The sequence below is a fragment of the Rhodanobacter sp. K2T2 genome, assembly GCF_013408815.1.
In the GTDB taxonomy this organism is placed as follows: Bacteria; Pseudomonadota; Gammaproteobacteria; order Xanthomonadales; family Rhodanobacteraceae; genus Rhodanobacter.
This window is the reverse complement of record NZ_JACCCA010000005.1, coordinates 235,372-255,035: the sequence shown is the minus strand read 5'-3', so window position 1 is coordinate 255,035 and position 19,664 is coordinate 235,372. Positions and strand designations below refer to the sequence as shown.

At 63.3% G+C, this 19,664-nt stretch carries 12 protein-coding genes; 8 read left to right on the top strand and 4 right to left on the bottom strand.

The features are described 5' to 3' along the window. Nucleotides 1-21 precede the first annotated feature (21 nt). Nucleotides 22-1,029, top strand: coding sequence for an ATP-binding protein (locus HDE78_RS10215; RefSeq protein ID WP_179478910.1), 1,008 nt, complete (start codon nt 22-24; stop codon nt 1,027-1,029). Then, complete coding sequence (ntrC, locus tag HDE78_RS10210) at nt 1,022-2,401, top strand: nitrogen regulation protein NR(I) (RefSeq protein ID WP_179478908.1); 1,380 nt, start codon at nt 1,022-1,024, stop codon at nt 2,399-2,401. The genes HDE78_RS10215 and ntrC overlap by 8 nt, the downstream gene beginning before the upstream one ends. A 153-nt stretch (nt 2,402-2,554) precedes the next feature. On the opposite strand, the gene HDE78_RS10205 is transcribed toward ntrC, so the two are convergent. Together HDE78_RS10205 and HDE78_RS10200 are read right to left on the bottom strand one after the other, a co-directional pair. Continuing rightward, nucleotides 2,555-3,244, bottom strand: coding sequence for a response regulator (locus HDE78_RS10205; RefSeq protein WP_218862258.1), 690 nt, complete (start codon nt 3,242-3,244; stop codon nt 2,555-2,557). Nucleotides 3,245-3,246: 2 nt separating this feature from the next. After that, a complete protein-coding gene (locus HDE78_RS10200) occupies nt 3,247-4,644 on the bottom strand; it encodes an ATP-binding protein (RefSeq protein ID WP_179478906.1) in 1,398 nt (465 codons plus the stop codon). A 254-nt stretch (nt 4,645-4,898) separates the two neighbouring features. Here HDE78_RS10200 and HDE78_RS10195 point away from each other — a divergent pair, with 254 nt between their 5' ends. The 3 genes from HDE78_RS10195 to HDE78_RS10185 are packed head-to-tail and all read left to right on the top strand — an operon-like array spanning nt 4,899 to nt 10,585. Beyond that, the gene (locus HDE78_RS10195; protein ID WP_179478904.1) at nt 4,899-5,993 is read left to right on the top strand and encodes an efflux RND transporter periplasmic adaptor subunit; all 1,095 of its coding nucleotides are present in this window, start codon (nt 4,899-4,901) and stop codon (nt 5,991-5,993) included. Nucleotides 5,994-6,011: 18 nt separating this feature from the next. Further along, entirely contained in the window at nt 6,012-9,137 is a 3,126-nt protein-coding gene (locus HDE78_RS10190) for an efflux RND transporter permease subunit (protein WP_179479116.1), read from the top strand. A gap of 5 nt (nt 9,138-9,142) precedes the next feature. Next, on the top strand, nt 9,143-10,585 hold the full coding sequence (locus HDE78_RS10185) for an efflux transporter outer membrane subunit (protein ID WP_179479114.1): 1,443 nt from the start codon (nt 9,143-9,145) through the stop codon (nt 10,583-10,585). A gap of 35 nt (nt 10,586-10,620) precedes the next feature. On the opposite strand, the gene HDE78_RS10180 is transcribed toward HDE78_RS10185, so the two are convergent. Continuing rightward, nucleotides 10,621-14,490 carry a glycosyl transferase family 36 gene (locus HDE78_RS10180; protein WP_179478903.1) on the bottom strand — a complete coding sequence of 1,290 codons (3,870 nt, stop codon included), beginning with the start codon at nt 14,488-14,490 and terminating at the stop codon, nt 10,621-10,623. A 379-nt stretch (nt 14,491-14,869) separates the two neighbouring features. Here HDE78_RS10180 and HDE78_RS10175 point away from each other — a divergent pair, with 379 nt between their 5' ends. From HDE78_RS10175 to gnd, 3 genes are all read left to right on the top strand, one after another. Next, entirely contained in the window at nt 14,870-16,186 is a 1,317-nt protein-coding gene (locus tag HDE78_RS10175; protein ID WP_179478901.1) for a glucoamylase family protein, read from the top strand. Then, nucleotides 16,186-17,712 (top strand): mercuric reductase, encoded by a 1,527-nt coding sequence (locus HDE78_RS10170; RefSeq protein WP_179478899.1) that lies wholly within the window; start codon nt 16,186-16,188, stop codon nt 17,710-17,712. Before HDE78_RS10175 ends, HDE78_RS10170 begins: the two co-directional genes overlap by 1 nt. 104 nt (nt 17,713-17,816) lie before the next feature. After that, the gene (gnd, locus tag HDE78_RS10165; RefSeq protein WP_179478897.1) at nt 17,817-18,725 is read left to right on the top strand and encodes a phosphogluconate dehydrogenase (NAD(+)-dependent, decarboxylating); all 909 of its coding nucleotides are present in this window, start codon (nt 17,817-17,819) and stop codon (nt 18,723-18,725) included. 215 nt (nt 18,726-18,940) lie between these two features. Here the strand turns inward: gnd and HDE78_RS10160 are convergent, their stop codons facing one another. After that, nucleotides 18,941-19,579, bottom strand: coding sequence for a glutathione S-transferase family protein (locus HDE78_RS10160; RefSeq protein WP_179478895.1), 639 nt, complete (start codon nt 19,577-19,579; stop codon nt 18,941-18,943). Nucleotides 19,580-19,664 lie beyond the last annotated feature (85 nt).

Sequence of the window (19,664 nt, the reverse complement as noted above, 5' to 3'; positions counted from 1 at the left end):
CGCATTGCCCATCATGGTGCAATGAACAAGGCGGCGTGGCAGACATGGGCGGAGCAGATGAGGACCGGGCTGGTGTTGGTCGATGCGGACCTGCGCCTGCTGTGGATCAATCGCGCGCTGGCGGAGTGGATCGAGATGGGGCCGCGCAGCGCGGTCGGCCAGCCATTGGCACTGCTGCTGCGTGAGCCTGAATCGTTGGCGCTGGCGGCGCGGGTGCTGGAACAGCAGCGTCCGCTGCAGCTGCGTGGGCTGACACTGTTTACCGCGGTGGGGCGCGAAACGCTGGTCGATATGGCGATCCAGCCGTTCGAGGCGGGTTTGCTGCTCGAGGTGCACGCATTGGCCGAACCGGCCGCCAGCGGTTCGCCGCTGTCCGCGACGCTACGCGGTTTTGCACACGAGGTGAAGAATCCGCTGGCCGGTTTGCGCGGTGCGGCCCAGCTGCTGCAGCGTCGGGTCGGCACGGACGATCTGCAGTCGCTGGCCGGCCTGATCATCGACGAGGCCGATCGGCTGGCCGCGCTGGCCAATCGGCTGCTGCATCACGATGGTGCGCCACAACTCGGCGCGGTGAATATCCATCATCTGCTGGAGCGGCTTGCCGATCTGCTGCAGGCCCAGCCGCAGCCGCTGCAACTCAAGCACGACTACGACCCGAGCGTGCCCGACCTGCTCGGCGACGCCGATCGCCTGCAGCAGATTTTGCTCAACCTTGCGCGCAACGCGCAGGAGGCCGGCGCCAAAACGCTGACGCTGCGCACGCGCGTCGATCACGGCCTGCGCTGGGGCGACCGGGTGCTGCGCATGGCGCTGCGTATCGATGTGATTGACGATGGCCCGGGTGTTTCGGCGTCGCTGCGCGACACGCTTTTTCAACCGCTGGTCTCCGGCCGCGCCAATGGCAGCGGCCTGGGCCTGGCCCTGTCCCGAGAGATCGCGCGCGAACACGGCGGCGAACTGCGCTATGTCAGCCGGCCGGGCGAAACCGTGTTCTCTTTGTATCTGCCGCTGGAGCGCGTACATGACTGACGAAATCTGGATCGCCGACGACGATCGCGGCGTGCGCTTCGTGCTGGCCGAAGCGCTGCGCGACGCCGGCTTGGCGGTGCGCGAATTTGGCGACGTCAGCGCGGTGCGCGAAGCCTTGCGCGAGTCGCGTCCCGCGCTGCTGGTGACCGATGTGCGGATGCCGGGCGAAGATGGTCTGCAGTTGCTTGACGATTTGCAGAAGCAGGGCCTGGGTCCGGTGATCGTGATGAGCGCCTATACCGACGTGGCAACGACGGCGGCGGCGTATCGCGCCGGCGCGGTGGATTATCTGGCAAAGCCCTTTGACCTCGATCAGGCGGTGGCCGCCGTGCAACGCGCGCTGGAAAGCGTGCGGACGCCCGCCGCGCCGCCGGCCGTACCCAGCGTTGCAAATCACGCGCTGATTGGCGAGAGCGCGCCGATGCGCGAGGTGTTTCGCTTGATCGGTCGCATCGCGGCCAGTGATCTCAACGTGTTGGTCACCGGCGAAACCGGCACTGGCAAGGAGCTGGTCGCGCGCGCGCTGCACGAGGAAAGCGCGCGGCGCGGCAAGCCCTTTGTGGCCTTGAACACCGCGGCGATTCCCAGTGAGCTGCTGGAAAGCGAGCTGTTCGGGCACGAGGCCGGCGCGTTCACTGGCGCGGTGCGGCGGGTATCGGGTCGGTTCGAACAAGCCGAGGGCGGCACGTTGTTTCTCGACGAGATCGGCGACATGCCGCTGGTGCTGCAAACGCGGCTGCTGCGTGTGCTGGCCGGCGGCGAGTTCTATCGCGTTGGCGGGCGCGAGCTGATTCGCGGCAACGTGCGCATCGTCGCGGCCACGCATCAGGATCTGGCCACGCGCGTGGCCGCCGGACAGTTTCGCGCCGATCTGATGCATCGGCTCGACGTGGTGCGCATTGAGCTGCCGCCGCTGCGCACGCGCCGCGCGGACATTCCGATTCTGGCCCAGCATTTTTTGGCCAGCGCCGCACAGGAGCTGAAGCTGGCGCCCAAGCGGTTTTCGAAAGCGGCGCTGAAGGCGATTGCGCAACGCGACTATCCGGGCAACGTGCGTGAGCTGGAAAATCTCTGCCGCCGCATGGCGGTGATGGCGCGTGGCGCGGAAATTCTTCTGGCCGATCTGGGCGAGGTCAGCGGCCAACCGGCCAGCGGCGAATGGACCGATGCGCTGCGCGAGTGGGCATCGGCAGCGCTGGCCAACGACGAGAAAGACATCCATGCGCGCGCCCGCGATGCGCTGGACCAGACCTTGCTGCAGGCGGCGATGCAGAGCTGCGCGGGGCATCGGCAGAATGCGGCGCTGGCGCTCGGGATGGGGAGGAATACGTTGACGCGGAAGTTGGGGGCGTCAAGAACGAGGCGTAGCTGATTCACTCCTTTCGCGGGAGTTTAAGGCACGTAACGCCGCCAGGTTTGACGGCCGCTTTTCGCGTAGGCGCATGCAGTTCGCCCATAAACGCGTAAGCAACAGTGTCCGCAAGATTTATGGAAATACCTGGTGCACGAAGATCCAGCGGTTTGGTCATCCGTCAATTTCTAACTTGTAGCCAACCCCATAGATCGAACGGATCGGATCCATGTCGGGCGCCACCTGTTGCAGCTTTCGGCGCAGGTTCTTGATGTGGGTGTCGACAGTCCGATCGGTAACGATACGGTGATCGGCGTGCAGCCTGTCGAGTAATCCATCACGTGAAAAAACGCGCCCGGGAAAATCGGAAAGTGTTTTCAACAGGCGAAATTCAATAGAAGTCAGCGGCACAGGCGTGCTGTAGTAGATCGCCTGATAGGTAGTCTCGTCGACCTGCAAAATAGACGATGGCTTGGCCGGCGTGCGCGATCGCCGCAAAATGGCCTTGGCCCGAGCGACCAGCTCGCGAATGCTGAAAGGTTTGCAGATGTAGTCATCAGCGCCAATTTCCAGTCCGAGCAGCCGATCAATCTCCTCGATCCTCGCCGTCAACATAATGAGCGGAACATCGCTGAAGCTGCGTAGTTCGCGGCAGATGTCCAAGCCGTTGCGTCCCGGCAGCATCAGGTCGAGCAAAACCAGATCGAACACGCTGGCCTTGATCGCCGAAATGACGTCACGACCGTCGGCTACCCACTGCGTGGTAAAGCCCGTTGCATTGAGATAGTCGCGAATCGCCATGGCGAGCTTTGCCTCGTCCTCGACGATGAGTACGTGCGCGATAGTTCCCTGCATTGTTTCCATACTCATGCATCCCCGATAGGCAGGCGAATAACCAACCACAGTCCGCCGAGCTTGGAGTGTCTGGCTTCGATAGTGCCGCCGTGTGCTTCAACAATAGAGCGCGATATCGGCAAGCCGAGGCCGGCGCCGCCGCTGGCGCGGTTGCGCGAGGATTCGCCGCGATAAAAGCGATCGAACAGTCTCTCCAGCCCTATGTCATCAACGCCGGGTGCAGAATCCATGACGTCGATGGCAACCTGGTCTTCCAGCTGCATGCAATAGATGCTTAACCGGCCACCGGCATGGGTGTAACGAATAGTGTTTTCCAGCAGATTGGCAAAGAGCTGTCTCAGCCGTTTTTCGTCGGCATCAATGGTAAGAGGTGACTGTGGAAGCTTTAATTCCAGCGTGATGTCCGCCTGGATGAGCCGTTTCTGGAAGGCCTCGGTGGTTGTTCGAAGTAGCTCCGTGATGTCCACCTCGCTTTTGCGATAAATCAATGCGCCGATATCCGCCAGCGAAAGCTGATAAAGATCTTCCACGAGTTTGCTCAGGTGCGTCGCTTCAACCTTGAGCGATTGTATGGCGGCTATGTCGATGGGCCGTATGCCGTCTTCCAGCACTTCAAATTCGGCATGCATCACGGCAAGCGGTGTGCGCAGTTCATGCGAAACGTCGGCGACAAATTCCCGGCGCATTTTTTCATTGCTTTCCAGCACAAGCGCCATACGATTGAAGTTCTTGGCGAGCTGCCCTAGTTCGTCACGGGCGTTTTCGTGCACACGAATCGTGTAGTCGCCAATGGCTACAGCGTCCGTCGCGCGCTTCAGTTGACTTATCGGCCCAAGCAGCGATCGCGCCACGACAATCGTGAGTAATGCAGCCAGCAACAGCGCACAGACGCCAATAATGAAAAATCCCCGGTGCTGGCTCTGTTGAAAGGCCAGGTCACCGGCTTCGATCACTCGCTGGAACGGCAGCATCCTCAGCCAGCCGACCGTTCTGCCATCCACAACAATAGGTAATTTTGGTGCGCCCAGGCCTGTTTTTGGATTACCAAAAACGTACCGCTGCTGCGCGTCGAGCAAGGTGAAGCGCATCGGTGTGCCGGTCAGATCAGAGACTGAAAGGGCGGTACGTTCGACATCCTCCGCCGTCGGATGATCGGGCAAGTTGGCTGGACGCATCAGCACCATCCAGTTCTGCGGATCATCGCGGATGAATCGCCAGCTGCCATGCGCGCGATAGGCATCGGCCAGCAGGGGCACCGTTTCCTTCAGGCGAATTTCTTCCTGCTTGCTCAGATAGCCGAGAAAGCCTTGATTGAATGTCACGCGTGCAGCGAAGCCCATGGCAATCACGATGAACGCGGTCACCAAAAGAACGGAGAAAAAGAGTTTGGCGATGAGGCCCTGCGGCATGGTCGTTAGTCGATGAAGGACCGACCTTTATTAGGGTCGGTTGTGGAATAGGTTTCAAGCGTCGAGATCGCTTATTACGAAATCCCCCTTTTTCGCTCACATTTGTTCGATACCTTGCGACCTTGTCGAGCGCCCCGTGCGCGGAGGTTGAAGTGACGTATGCATTTTTTCTGCGGTCCAGATACGCGAGGTGTTGTGCCCTGGCGCTCATCCTTGGACTGACCGCATGTTCGCCGTCCGCCCCGCCGCCACAAATGGCGCCAGCCAAGGTCACGGTGCTGACGCTGAAGGCCAAGCCTTATGCGCAGTCAACGTCTTTGCCGGGCCGACTGACGGCGTATCTCTCCGCTAACGTGACGCCGCAAGTCACCGGAGTCATCCAGAAGCGCCTCTTCGACGAGGGCGCCGAAGTACACGCCGGACAATTGCTCTATCAACTCGATCCGGGTACTTACCAGGCCGCCTACGATCAGGCGAAGGCCAATCTGGCCAACGCCCAGGCAGCGCTTTATTCAGCGCGCCCGCAAGCGGAGCGAGCCAAGCAGCTGGTCAAGATAGATGCCGTCAGCAAGCAGGATTTCGACACGGCAATCGCCACACTCAAGCAGGACGAAGCCAATGTGCAAGCCGACCAAGCGGCGGTAGAAAGCGCGCGCGTCAACTTGGGCTATACGCGGATCACGGCTCCCATCAGCGGAACGATTGCCACCTCGACATATACGGTGGGTGCCCTGGTCACGGCCAACCAGACCACCGCACTGACGACGATTTATCGCTATGACCCGGTCTATGTCGACATCACGCAGTCCAGCGCGCAGTACCTGCAGCTGCGAAAGGATCTCGCCAGCGGCCGTCTCAAGGCGGACGCCAGCGGCGCGGCGAAATTCAAACTGCTGCTGGAAGACGGCAGCACGTATCAAAGCGAAGGCAGCCTGCACGTCGTCGGCGTCGCGGTGGATGAGAGCACGGGCACGATCACCTTGCGCGGCACGGTCGCCAACCCCGACAAAATGCTGCTGCCCAATATGTACGTGCATGCCGATCTGGAGCAGGGGGTCGACAACCATGCGTTGTGGGTGCCGCAGCAGGGCGTAAGCCATGACGCCAAGGGCGACGCCACGGCGCTCGTCGTTGGAGCCGACAACAAAGTGGTCCAGAAAACCCTGACCGTGGCCGGAGCCGTCGCCGGTGACTGGATTGTTGACAGCGGCCTCAAGGCTGGCGACCGGGTAATTGTCGCGGGCCTGCAAAACGTCAGGGAAGGCGACACTGTCGATCCGCAGGAATCTGGCGCTACCGCCACCGCTGCGCCGCCGTCCGTCGGCCAGTCAGCGACACCGAAGAGCTGAGGACGGTACGTCGTGTCCATCGCCCGTTTTTTCATCGATCGTCCCGTCCTGGCGTGGGTCATCGCCATCGCCATCTGCCTCGGGGGCACGTTCGCGACCACACAGATGCCGCTGGAGCAATATCCGGATATCGCGCCACCGTCGATCAGTGTCAGCGCCAGCTATCCCGGTGCCTCGGCGAAGACGGTCGAGGACGCCGTCGTCCAGGTGCTCGAGCAGCAGATGACCGGCCTGGACAATCTGCTGTACATGTCGTCGACCAGCAGTGCGACGGGCAGCGCCAGCATCACGCTGAGTTTCAAGTCGGGGACCAACGCCGATACGGCTCAGGTGCAGGTGCAGAACAAGGTGCAGGCCGCCAACTCGCGGCTGCCAAGTACGGTGCAGCAAAATGGCGTGACGATCACCAAGTCCACCGGCAGCATATCCATGGTGCTCGCACTGGTCTCGCAGGACGGCAGCCAGAGTTCGGCCGATATCGGTGATTACATCGCCAGCCATCTCAAGGACGGTCTGTCCCGCATGGAAGGCGTCGGCGCAGTGGTGCAGTTCGGTTCGCAATACGCGATGCGCATCTGGCTCGATCCGACCAAGCTGCAAAAGTATTCGCTGATGCCGTCGGACGTATCCAGCGCCATCAGCGCCCAGAACACCGATCTGGCGACCGGCGAACTCGGTGGCTTGCCGGCGGTGAAAGATCAGCAACTCAATGCGACCATCACGGCGCGCAGCCGTCTTCAGACACCGGCGCAGTTTCGCCAGATCGTGCTCAAGACGTCCAGCGGCGGCGCACAGGTGTTGCTCGGCGACGTGGCACGCGTGGAACTGGGCAGCGACGACTACAGCACCAGTTCGCAGTACAACGGCAAGCCGGCCTCGGGCATTGGTATCGAGCTGGCCAGCGGTGCCAACGCCATCGCCGTTGCGAGCGAAGTCAGGGCCTACCTGGCGCAGCAAGCGCCCAACTTTCCCAAAGGCGTCACGGCGGAATATCCGTACGAGACCACACCGTTCGTCAAGCTGTCGCTGAAAGAGGTGGTGGAGACCCTGATCGAGGCGATCGTGCTGGTCGTGCTGATCATGTACCTGTTTCTGCAGAACCTGCGTGCGACACTCATTCCGACCATTGCCGTGCCGGTGGTCTTGCTAGGTACGTTCGGCATCCTCGAACTGATGGGCTACTCGATCAATACGCTGACGATGTTCGGCTTGGTGCTGGCCATCGGTTTGCTGGTGGACGACGCCATCGTGGTGGTGGAAAACGTCGAGCGCGTGATGAGGGAAGAGCGTCTGTCACCGCTCGAAGCGACGCGTAAATCCATGGATGAAGTCAGCAGCGCGCTGATCGGCATCGCCACGGTACTCTCCGCGGTGCTGATTCCCATGGCGTTTTTTGGTGGCTCGACCGGCGTCATCTACCGTCAGTTCTCGGTAGCTATCGTCTCCGCGATGGCGCTCTCGGTACTGACGGCCCTGACGCTGACGCCCGCCCTGTGCGCCACAATTCTCAAGCCGGTGGCAGAGGGCAACGAACCCCGTCGCGGCTTTTTTGGGTGGTTCAACCGTACATTCGACAAAACGGCAGGAAGCTATCAGCGCGGGGTTGGCCATGTCATCCGCCACCGGCGCATCGGCACGGTGCTTTTCCTGGCGATCACGCTGGTCATGCTGCTGGTGTACAAGCAATTACCCACCTCCTTCCTGCCGGACGAGGATCAGGGAATTCTGATGGCGATTGTGCAGCTGCCTTCCGGTGCGACGGAGCAGCGTACCCAGAAAGTCGTGGACGAGGCCGTCGGCTATTTCATGAAACAGCCGGGCGTGGACGGTGTCTTTGCGGCCCTGGGATTCAGCAGTGCCGGTAGCGGCCAGAACTCCGCCATGCTTTTCGTCAGACTGAAGGACTGGAGTACGCGAACCGTCAGTGCCGCGGATATTGCCCGCCAGGCATCGGGTTACCTGATGGGCAGCGTTCGCGACGGTAGCGTCTTCGTGCTGCAGCCACCCTCGATCAACGGGCTCGGTACGAGTTCCGGCTTTGACATGCAGCTGAAGGACCTCGGCGGCGCCGGCCACGATGCCTTGATGAGTGCGAAAAACAAACTGTTGGCGCTGGCTGCCAAAGACAGCTCGCTATCGCAGGTCCGCTTCAACGGACTGGAAGACACGCCCCAGTTTTCGCTGGATATCGACGACAAGAAAGCGGGTGCGATGAATGTCGCGTCGTCAGATATTGGCGATACGCTCAGCGATGCGCTGGGCGGAAGCTATGTCAATGACTTTATCGATCGCGGCCGGGTAAAAAAGGTTTACATCCAGGGCGAACCCGCGGACCGGATGTTGCCGAACGATATCGACAACTGGTTCGTGCGCAATTCGGACGGCAACATGGTGCCCGTGTCTGCCTTCGCCCGCTCCCACTGGACATTCGGCGCGCCGCAACTGAGTCGATACAACGCGGTGTCTTCGGCAGAAATTACCGGTGACGCCGCCGCGGGAGTGAGTTCGGGTGCAGCGATGGACGCCATGCAGAAACTGGTGAGTCAGCTGCCGAGCGGTTTCGGCTACGAGTGGACCAGTCTGTCCTATCAGGAGCGGCAGTCCGGCAATCAGTCGGTGTATCTCTATCTCGCTTCGGTGGTGTTCGTTTTCCTGTGCCTGGCAGGGCTTTATGAAAGCTGGTCGATACCTTTTTCCGTCATGTTGGTCGTACCGCTTGGCGTGCTTGGCGTGGCGTTGGCGACCAGCCTGCGCGGGCTCGATAACGACGTCTATTTTCAGGTGGGTCTGCTGACCACGATTGGCCTGTCCGCCAAGAATGCCATTCTGATCGTCGAATTCGCGATGCAGCTGGAGCACGACGGCCAGAGCACGCTCGACGCGGTACTCCACGCAGTAAGTATGCGTCTGCGCCCGATCGTGATGACGTCATTGGCCTTTTTGCTCGGCGTGTTTCCCCTGGTGATAAGCACCGGAGCCGGTGCGGGTGCGCGCCATGCGATCGGCACCGCCGTATTCGGCGGCACGCTGGTGGCAACGGTATTGGGCATTTTCTTCATCCCACTGTTCTACGTCGTGGTGCGCGGCCTGGCCGGTGCATCGCTGGTCGAGTCGAAAACGCCCGTTGCTGGAGACAGCCCATGATGCGAATGCTCCGCACATGCTCGATGGTGGCTGTCGCGACGGCGCTGACGGGCTGCGTCAATCTGGCGCCGACATATACCCGCGCCGCTGCGCCGGTGCCCCAAACCTGGCCGACGGTCGACGGTAAGCCGGCGACGGCATCGAAGACTCAGACGGCGAGCATCGGCTGGCGCGATTTCTTCAAGGATGCCCGCTTGCAGCGCGTGATCGAGCAGGCGCTGGCAAACAATCGCGACCTTCGCGTCGCTGTACTCAACATCGAAAAGGCGCGCGCGCAGTATCGTATCCAGCGGGCCGAGTTGTTTCCCAGCATCAGCGCGGAAGGTTCGGAATCCGCTTCGCGGACACCACCGAAACTCACGGCGACGGGCCAATCTTCCGTATCGCGAACGGACAGCGTCCAGCTGGGTTTCAGCAGTTACCAGGTGGATCTGTTTGGCGAATTGCACAACCTCAAGGACGAGGAATGGGAAAACTATCTTTCCACGGCGGAAACTCGGCGCAGCACTCACATAAGCCTGGTCGAGACGGTCGCCAGCGATTGGCTCACCCTCGCCTCCGACATGGCGCTGCTCGATCTTTCCAGGCAGACGCTGAAGAGCCAGCAGGCCACTTACGATCTAACGAAGGCCCAGCACGACATAGGCACCGTATCCGGACTGGATCTCGTGCAGGCGCAAAGCAGCGTCGAGGCGGCACGCAAGGATATTGCCACCTATATCACTCAGGTGGCGCAAGATCTGAACGCGCTGAATCTGGAGGTGGGTGCCAGCGTCGCCGATGCGGACCTCCCCGATGCGAGCATCACCAGCCAGCTCGCCATGGCCGAGCTGCCCGCAGGCATCTCGTCGAATGTGCTGCTGCAACGTCCTGACGTACTGTCGGCAGAGCACACCCTGAAAGCCGCCAACGCCGACATCGGTGCGGCGCGCGCCGCTTTCTTCCCGTCGATCACTCTCACGGCAGACAAGGGCACCGAAAGTGACGGTCTGGCCGGGCTGTTCAAAAAGGGAAGTGGTGCGTGGTCGTTCGCACCCTCCATCAGCGTACCTATCTTCAATGCCGGCAGCCTGCGTGCCTCACTGGATGAAGCGAAGGCGACGCAAGGCATCGATTTAGCCGACTACGAAAAAACCATTCAGACCGCCTTCCGGGAAGTTGCCGATGCGCTGGCTGCCCGCGCGACTGTCCAGGACCAGCTCGACGCGCTGCGCAACGAGGTCCGGGCGGATCAGCGCAGCTACGACCTCACCAGGGCGCTGTATCAGCAAGGTAGCGACAGCATGCTGGACGTGCTGACGACACAACGTACGCTCTACAGCGCTCAGCAAAGTTTGATTGCCGTGCAGTTATCGGATCAAACCAGCAGCATCAATCTCTATGCTGCACTGGGCGGCGGCTTGCGCGAGCAGACCATTAACACCAGCACTGGCGAGGCGTCTCCGTAATAGGCGCCCGGTTACGGGCGCCGCGTCTTTTCCCGTTACCCCAAAACGATATGCAGAGCGTGGGTTTGACCATCGTCGGCCAGCACGACGGATTGATCGGCAGGCAGCATTTGGCCGTCTAAATGGATTTGCTTGACGCCGTGGCTGACCTTGTCGGGGTTCGTCACGGAAATCTTGTAGTGGGTGATGGCGCCGGATTTGCCGTGGTGCTGGTAGGCGATCTCGAAGCCGGGCCAGTGCTTGGGGATGCTCGGGTCGAGCTGCAGGCGGTCGCCGTGTTTGTGGAAGCCGAGCACGGCTTCGATGCCGCCGCGGTAAAGCCATGCGGCCGAGCCGGTGTACCAGGTCCAGCCGCCGCGGCCGACGTGTGGATCGACGGAGTAGACGTCGGCGCAGGCGGCGTAGGGTTCGACTTTGTAGCGGGCGATGGCGTCGGCGCTTTCGCTGTGGCGGATCGGGTTGAGCAGATCGAACTGCGCGGTGGCGCGATCGCCGTCGCCGAGGCCGGCCCATGCGAAGATCGACCAGGTGGCGCCGTGCGTGTACTGCCCGCCGTTCTCGCGCACGCCCGGCGGATAGCCCTTGATGTAGCCGGGGTTTTCCTTGCCGTGATCGAACGGCGGAGTGAACAGCTTGGCGATCTTGTTCGGGTGATCGACCAGCAGCTTGTCGACCGAGGCCATCGCCTGCTCGGCGTGCGCGCGGTTCGGCGCGCCGGCGATGACGCTCCACGACTGCGCGATGGTATCGATCTGGCACTCGTCGCTGTCGCGCGAGCCCAGCGGCGCGCCGTTGTCGTAGTAGCCGCGGCGGTACCACTCGCCGTCCCAGGCGTCTTCCAGCGCGCCGCGCATCTTGTCGGCGTAATCGCGCCAGCGCTTCGCACGCTCGGTTTCGCCGCGCAATTCGGCGCGCGGTGCGAACAGGCCGATGGCGGCGATCGCCAGCCACGCCAGCCAGCTGCTTTCGCCGCGGCCCGCTTCGCCCACCGCGTTCATGCCGTCGTTCCAGTCGCCGGTGCCCATCAGCGGCAGGCCGTGCGCGCCCTGGGTCAGGCTGGAGTCGATGCCGCGCGCGCAGTGTTCGTAGACCGACACTTTTTCATCCGACGGCGACGGCAGAAAAAACGCGTCGCTGGCGCCGTCGGGAATGGCATCGCCCTTGAGGAAGGGCAGCAGTTCGTCCAGCACGGCCTCGTCGCCCGTGACGTCGACGTAATGCGTGGCAACGTAGGACAGCCACAGGCGGTCATCGCGTATCTTGGTGCGAATGCCCTGGCCACCGGGCGGCAGCCACCAGTGCTGCACGTCGCCTTCGGCGAACTGGCGGCCGGCGGCGCGCAGCACATGCTCGCGCGCCAGGTCGGGGCGGCTCACGCACAGCGCCATGACGTCCTGCAGCTGGTCGCGGAAACCGTAGGCGCCGCTGGCCTGATAGTAGGCCGTGCGCGCCCACACGCGGCTGACCAGCACCTGATATGGCAGCCAGTGGTTGAGCATCACGTCCATCGCGCGATCGGGCGTCTTCACCTGCACCGTGTCGAGCAGGCCGTTCCACTGCGCGCCGACGTCGGCCAGCACGCTGTCGATGTCGACGCCGCGATAGCGCTTCACCAGCGCCTGTGCGTCCGCTTCGGAGGCGGCATCGCCCAGCGCGAAGACAATATCGATCTGCGTATCGGCCGGCAGTTCGACCGTGGTTTGCAATGCGCCGCAGGGATCGAGCCCGGCGCCAACGCGGCCCGACAGCGGCGCGCTGCTACTCAGGGCGGCAGGGTTGTCGACGGCACCGAGTTCGCCGAGAAACTCGCTGCGGTCGCCGCTGAAAGACTGCTGCTGGCCGCCGAGATCGATAAACGCCACGCGATCGCCGAAATCGCTGCGCCACGCGTTGCGCGCAAACAAGGCGCCGGTCGCGTCGTCGCGCGCGGTGACGATGAACGGCGCGGGCGTGGTGCCGTTCGAACCCAGCGCCCATTCGACATAGCCGGTGACGGAGAGCCGGCGCGTGCGACCGGAGTGGTTGCTCAGGCGCAGCCGCGACAGCTTGATCGAATCGACCGTTGGCACGCACTGGGTCAGCTCGGTGCCGATACCGTGCGCGTCGTTGACGAAGCGCGTCCAGCCCTTGCCGTGCGTCACGGAATAGTTCGCGTCGACCACGCGCACGGGTAGGGCAGTGGCGCTCCAGACGTCGCGGCTTTCTTCGTCGCGCACATACAGAACGTCGCGCGGGCTGTCGCTGACCGGATCGTTTGGCCATGGCGTCAGCGGATTCTGCTGGCTGTTGAGCGACCACGCGTAGCCGCCGCCCTCGGCCGAGACGATAAAGCCGAAGTTCGGGTTGGCGATCACGTTGACCCACGGTGCCGGCGTCGGGCGCTGCGCATCGAGCTCGATGCGATAGGCCCGGCCGTCATCGACGAAGCCACCGTGGCCGTTGGCGAACTCCAGCGTCGACGGTGTGGTGCTCGCGGCGATCGGCTGGCTGGCGCGAATAGCGGCAGCGGCGGCGCCCGACCCTGCAGGCGCTGCGGCGGCGTCGCTATCGCCGGCGATCTTGTCGCCCAGCACCACGCGCGCCACCGTCAGCAGGCCGTTGCGCAGGTTGTCGTCGATCGCGCTGTCCTTCAAACAGAACGCTTCGGCCTTGGGCGCGGCGCTGTCCTGCTTCAGCAGCGCCTGCTGTGCGCCGATCAGCGGATCGAGTTTGCCCTGCAAGGCGTCGGCGTCTTTTGCGGCGTTCAACACCACCACGTCGACGGCCAGGCGCTGGCTGCGCCACAGGGTTTGCGCGAGCAGAAGATCCTGCACCTGCGCCAGCGACGCGTCGTTCTCCAGCCGTAGCAGCACGATCGGACGATCGCCCGAAATGCCGGCACCCCACAGGGTCGGCGGGCCGCCGCGGCCGCGCGCCAAGACCGCCGGCGCAGCGCGCTGCGAGGCATCGCTGCTAAGCAGGGCGGACATCCAGTGGGCAAAGCGAGACACCTTCGCATCGTCGATGCCGAGGCGCTGCTGCTCGGCCTCGGCGCGTTTGCTCGCGCCGTTGAACAACGCGTCGGCGGCGTTGGCGTCACCCAGGCGCGAGATCAGCGCCTGCACCCCGTCGCGCGAATCGGCCAGCTGCGTCCACAGCAGCACGGTGACGCTGCTGCCGGCGGCGAGCGTCACCCGCTGGCGCAGGGCGAACACCGGATCGAGCACACAGCCGGTGGTGCCGGACAGGTGAGTGCCGCGCTGCATCGCCTGCGCGTTGCGCAGCGTGCGGCCGCGGCCGATAAAGCGCGCGCGGTCGGTGTCGAATTCGGCGGTCGCCGGCTGGCCTTCGACCTGCAGCGCCTGCGCGGCCCAAATCTTGGCCTCGCTGGTGGCGCGGCGCCGGCGCGTGGCCAGCAGCAAATGATTCGATGCGTCCCAGTCGGTCTGCACGAACATCTTGGAAAACGCGGGATGCGCGTTGTCCGCGCCGATCGGGCCGATCACCACCTCGGCGTAGGCGGTAACCGAGAGCGAACGCGGCCGGTCGCCGCTGTTGGTCAGGGTCAGCCGGCGCAGCTCCACGTCGGCATCGCTGGCCACGGCGACGTCGAGCTTGCTGTGGATGCTGTCGTAGTGGCGGTCGAAGGTGGCGCTACCCGGCGCGAAAGTCGCCGTATCGTCGGCGCTGCCGTCGCCGCACGGCTGCTGGGTCGGCGACCACAGTTCGCTGCTCTCCTCGTCGCGCAGCAGCAGGTAGCTGCCCCAGGGGTCGCGCGTGGCGTCCTCGCGCCAGCGCGTCACCGCCATGTCGTGCCACTGGCTGTAGCCGGAGCCGTGCACATTCAGCATCACGCTGTAATTGCCGTTGGAAAGCAGGTGCGCGCGTGGCGCGGTGCGTGGCTGGGAGGTTGAGCGGGGTGACATGGGCGATGGAACTCCTGCGCGATCGGCGGGGACGGGTGCCGCAACCGGCGTAGCGTACGTCCGCAGCGGGCTAACACCGCGTGAAGCCGGGCCTGGACGAACCAGTATCGGTCCAGCACTGGCGTCGAATCGGAAACGCTCAGTTCATCGGGTGACAACGCCATGTCCGCCGTCTTTACACGCGTTACATGCACCGAAGCGCACGATCATGCCGAGGTGTACCACCGACATCACGTTACCGGCGCACCGGCACGAGACGAGGCAAAATGGCATGCTGCGAAACGCATCCCACCAGCTCGTGCCCAGCTCCGCGCGGTCGCGTCATGGCCGATGGGTGCACCAGCGATGACAGACCATTGGCTTGCCGGAATCCCACGCAATGACCCAGTTACCCACGCTCACGGACGAGGCGATGTTGGACCAGCTGCAGAAGGCAGCCTTCGGTTACTTTCTTGAAACGGTGAATCCGGACAACGGCCTGGTGGCCGACACCTCGCGCGAGAACTCGCCGGTCAGCATCGCCGTGGTCGGCTTTGCGCTGTCGTGCTATCCGATCGCGGTGGAGCGGGGCTGGATGAAGCGCGCCGAGGCGATACAACTCAGCGTGGCCGCGCTGCGTTTTTTTCGCGACAGCGACCAGAGCGGCGCCCCCGATGCCACCGGCTACAAGGGCTTTTACTACCATTTTCTGGACATGAAAAAGGGCACGCGGGTGTGGCAGTCCGAGCTGTCGATGATCGACACCGCGCTGCTGATCGCCGGCGCGCTGACGGCGGGCCAGTACTTCACCGCCGACACGCCGGAAGAAACCGAACTGCGCGAGCTGGTCGATGTTCTCTACCGCCGCGTCGACTGGCTGTGGTCGCAGGACGGTGGCGGCACCATCCGGCAGGGCTGGAAACCGGAGAGCGGCTTTCTGCACTACGGCTGGGAGGGCTACAGCGAAGCGATCGTGCTGTACGCCATGGCGATGGGTTCGCCTACGCATCCGATCAAGGCCGATTGCTACACCGCGTGGACGGCGACCTACCAGTGGGAAAACCTCTACGGCCACGATTATCTGTACGCCGGCCCGCTGTTCGTGCATCAGTTTTCGCATGCGTGGGTGGATCTAAGCGGCATCCGCGACCCGTTCATGCGCGAAAAGAATTCCGACTACTTCGAGAACAGCCGCGCCGCCGTCTACATCCAGCGCCGCTACACCCAGCTCAACCCGCACGAGTTCGTCGGCTACGATGAAAACTGCTGGGGCCTGTCCGCCTGCGACGGTCCGACCGACGACCAAGCCGATACCGTGAGCCCCGACCACCGCCTGTTCGGTTACGCCGGTCGCGGCGTGCCGTATGGCCCCGACGACGGCACGCTGTCTGCGCCGGCCGTGCTGGCCTCGCTGCCGTTCGCGCCGGAGCTGGTGATGGAGGCGATGCGCAACATGCTGATGCGCTATCCGCAGATGATGGTCGACAACCGCCTGGCCAGCAGCTTCAACCCCTCGGTGCCGGTCGACGGCCAGCCGTGGATTTCCAACGGCTATTACGGGCTCGATCAGGGCGTCGTGGTGATGATGATCGAGAACCACCGCAGCGGCCTGATCTGGCAGTTGATGCGCAGCAACCCATATATAGGCGACGGATTGCGTCAAGCCGGCTTCGACGGCGGCTGGCTGCAACCCTCTGCGCCCGAAGGAGCACACTGATGTCGCCGCCGTTCGATGCCACTATCACCACGCCGCAGGACGCGTGGGAAGACAAGCGCGTCGCCGATCTGCATCCCGAAGCGTGGGCCAATCCCAAGCCGGCCGATCGCTATCAGCTGGTAATCATCGGTGCCGGCTCGGCCGGCGTCGCCGCGGCCGAGCTGGCTATCGCCATGGGCTTGAAGGTGGCGCTGATCGAGCGTCACTTCATCGGCGGCACCTGCCTCAACACCGGCTGCGTGCCGTCCAAGGCGTTGATCCGCACCGCACGGCTGTACGCCGACATGCGCAACGCGGCCCGTTACGGCGCCAAGGTCGACCATATCGAGGTCGACTTCACTGCCGTGATGGATCGCGTGCGGCGCATCCGCAGCCACCTCAGCGGCGGCTCGTCGGTGCGGCACATGGCCAAGCTCGGCGTCGACATGTTTTTCGGCAACGTGCGCTTTGCCGGCGACGACACGCTGATGGTCAACGAGCTCACGCTGCGTTTCGGCAAGGCGCTGATCGCCACCGGCACGCGTCCGCACATTCCGGATGTGCCGGGTCTGCGCGAGGCCGGCTTTCTCACCAATGCCACCGTATTCAATCTCACCGAGCTGCCCAAGCGGCTGCTGGTGATCGGCGGCGGCCCGGTGGGCTGCGAGCTGGCCCAGGCGTTTCGACAGCTCGGCTCCAAAGTCACCATCGTGCAGGACAAGCCGTTGTTTCTCGAACGCGAGGAGCGCGATGCCGCACAGATTCTTTCCGACGCGTTCGGCCGCGACGGCATCGAGGTGCGTCTCAACACCACCGCCACCGCGGTGCGCGCGGAGAACGGCGCCAAGCAGGTCGACCTGATCAGCGCCGATTACAAAAGCACGATCGAGGTCGACGCCATCCTGACCGGCGTGGGCCGCGTGCCCAACGTGCAAGGGCTGGATCTAGAAAAGGCCGGCATCAAGTACGACGCCATCAAAGGCATCACCGTCGACGATTTTCTGCTCACCAGCAACCCGCGCGTCTACGCCGCCGGCGACGTCTGCCTGCAGGACCAGTACACCGACACGGCGGCGGCTTCCGCGCGCATCGTGGTCAACAACGCTTTCATGCGTGGGCGCATGCGTCTGAGCGAACTGGTCATCCCCTGGTGCACGTACACCGATCCGGAAATCGCCCATGTCGGCCTGTATGTGCGCGAGGCCAACCTCATGGGCATTCCGATCAAGACCTTTACCGTGCCGATGCACCAGATCGATCGCGCGGTCACCGACAGCGAAGAAGGCGGCTTCGTCAAAATCCACGTGCGTGAGGGCACCGATACCATTCTCGGTGCCACCATCGTGGCGCGCCACGCGGGCGAGATGATCAACGAGATTACCCTCGCCATGGTCGCCAAGATCGGCCTGACCACGCTGGCGCGGGTGATCCACGCGTATCCCACGCAGGCCGAAGCGATTCGCGAGGCGGCCAAGGCCTACGGCCGCACGCGCATCACCGCGCGTCTGCGCGCGCGCCTGCAGAAATGGCTGGCGCGCACGACGTAGCAAGTTGTTGCGATCACGCCGGCTTATCGACGCCGTGAATAGACTGTGCACCTGAAGCAACCCGAATTCTTCCTCTCCCCAAACAGTACGTAAAAGGACATCCGATGGAACTTGGCATGGTGGGTCTCGGCAAAATGGGCGCCAATATGGCGGAACGCCTGATCAAGGGCGGGCACAAGGTGATCGGCTTCGATCCGAACGCCGACGCGCGCACGCTGCTCGTGTCCAAGGGCGCCGGCGAAGCCGATTCGCTCGAAGCGCTGGTCAAAGCGCTGCCCGCGCCGCGCGTGGTCTGGGTGATGGTGCCGTCCGGCAAGATCACCGACGACACGGTCGACACGCTGTACAAGCTGCTGTCCGAAGGCGACACCGTGATCGACGGCGGCAACTCCAACTACAAGGACACGCAGCGGCGCGCGGCCTCGTACGTCGACAAGAAAATCAACTACGTCGACTGCGGTACCAGCGGCGGCATCTGGGGTCTGGCCGAGGGTTACAGCATGATGGTCGGCGGCGACGAGAAGGTCGTCGACGCGATCAAGCCGATCTTCGAAACGCTGGCGCCGGCCAAGAATCAGGGCTGGGGCCGCGTCGGCCCGGTCAGCTCCGGCCACTACACCAAGATGGTTCACAACGGTATCGAGTACGGCATGATGCAGGCGTACGCCGAAGGCTTCTCCATCCTCAAGCACAAGACCGAATTCGGCCTCGACCTGAAGCAGGTCGGCGAAATCTGGCGCTACGGCAGCGTGGTGCGCTCCTGGCTGCTCGACCTCACTACCGACGCCCTGGGCAAGAACCCGGACATGAAGGGCATTGCCCCGTACGTGGTCGATTCCGGCGAAGGCCGCTGGACCGTCGACGCCGCCATGGAGCTGAGCGTGTCCGCTCCGGTGATCACCCTGTCGCTGATGGAACGCTACCGCTCGCGCGACAACGACTCGTTCGCCGACAAGCTGCTGGCGTCGATGCGCAACGAATTCGGCGGCCACGAGATCAAGAAAGAAGGTTGACCCCACCTCGCCAGGCGCCGAACGCGCGTCGGCGTTGAAAACGCAGGTTGGTGCTGAGCAAAGCGAAGCCCAACGGGTGCCAGGCGATGGTGTTGTCTATCGCCCGGTCCCCTGTTTGGCTTTTTGTTGGGCATCGGTGCGCTCAGCGCCAACCTACGCGCTATGCGCCGTCGCCATCTCGATAATCGTAGAGATTGAAGGGTGTCTACTGCGAGTCACGCCACCGCGCGATACGTGCTTGGACCGCAGGGCGCCGCGGCAAACGCCGCCAGCGCCTCGGCTTTGTCCGAGAACATGCGTAGCGGCGGATAGTCGGCCGCCTGCACGATATCCGGCAACATCTCCTGGGTGAACTTCCAGGCAACGGCGGTAGTGATACCGGCCTGATCGATAGTGCCGCTGGTAACGGCGAGAGATCGATCGCGAGAGGCCGCTTCGAGCGCATCGTAAGCGGCCAGCAGCTGCCCGGTGACGCGCTCCACCCACGGCGCGTACTGTTTCTCGGTCGGCCGCAGCTTGCGTTCGTAAACGATCTGCACGCTTTTCTCGCACGCGGCCAGTGCCAGTCCGATGAGGCGCAGCGAATGCCGCAACGACGCAGCATCCGTCGGCATCAGGCTCCTGCCCGTGCTCGCGATCGCTTCGGCGTACTGCAGGATCAGCGTCGAATCGATCAGTACGTCGCCGTCATCGCAGATCAGGGTCGGTGCCTTCACCAGCGGATTGATCCGCTGAAACTCATCGAAGCCGCCAAACACCGACAGCGACTGATGCTCGAACGGGATGCCGAGCATTTGCAGCGAGATCGCCACGCGGCGGACGTAGGGCGAGTCGAGCATGCCTATAAGCTTCATGGTGATTCCTTTTATCTTGAGATGAGAGCGACCAAAAAATCCATTGTTTCCCTACGCTTCCCGTGTAGATCACGAAGGTGTTCAG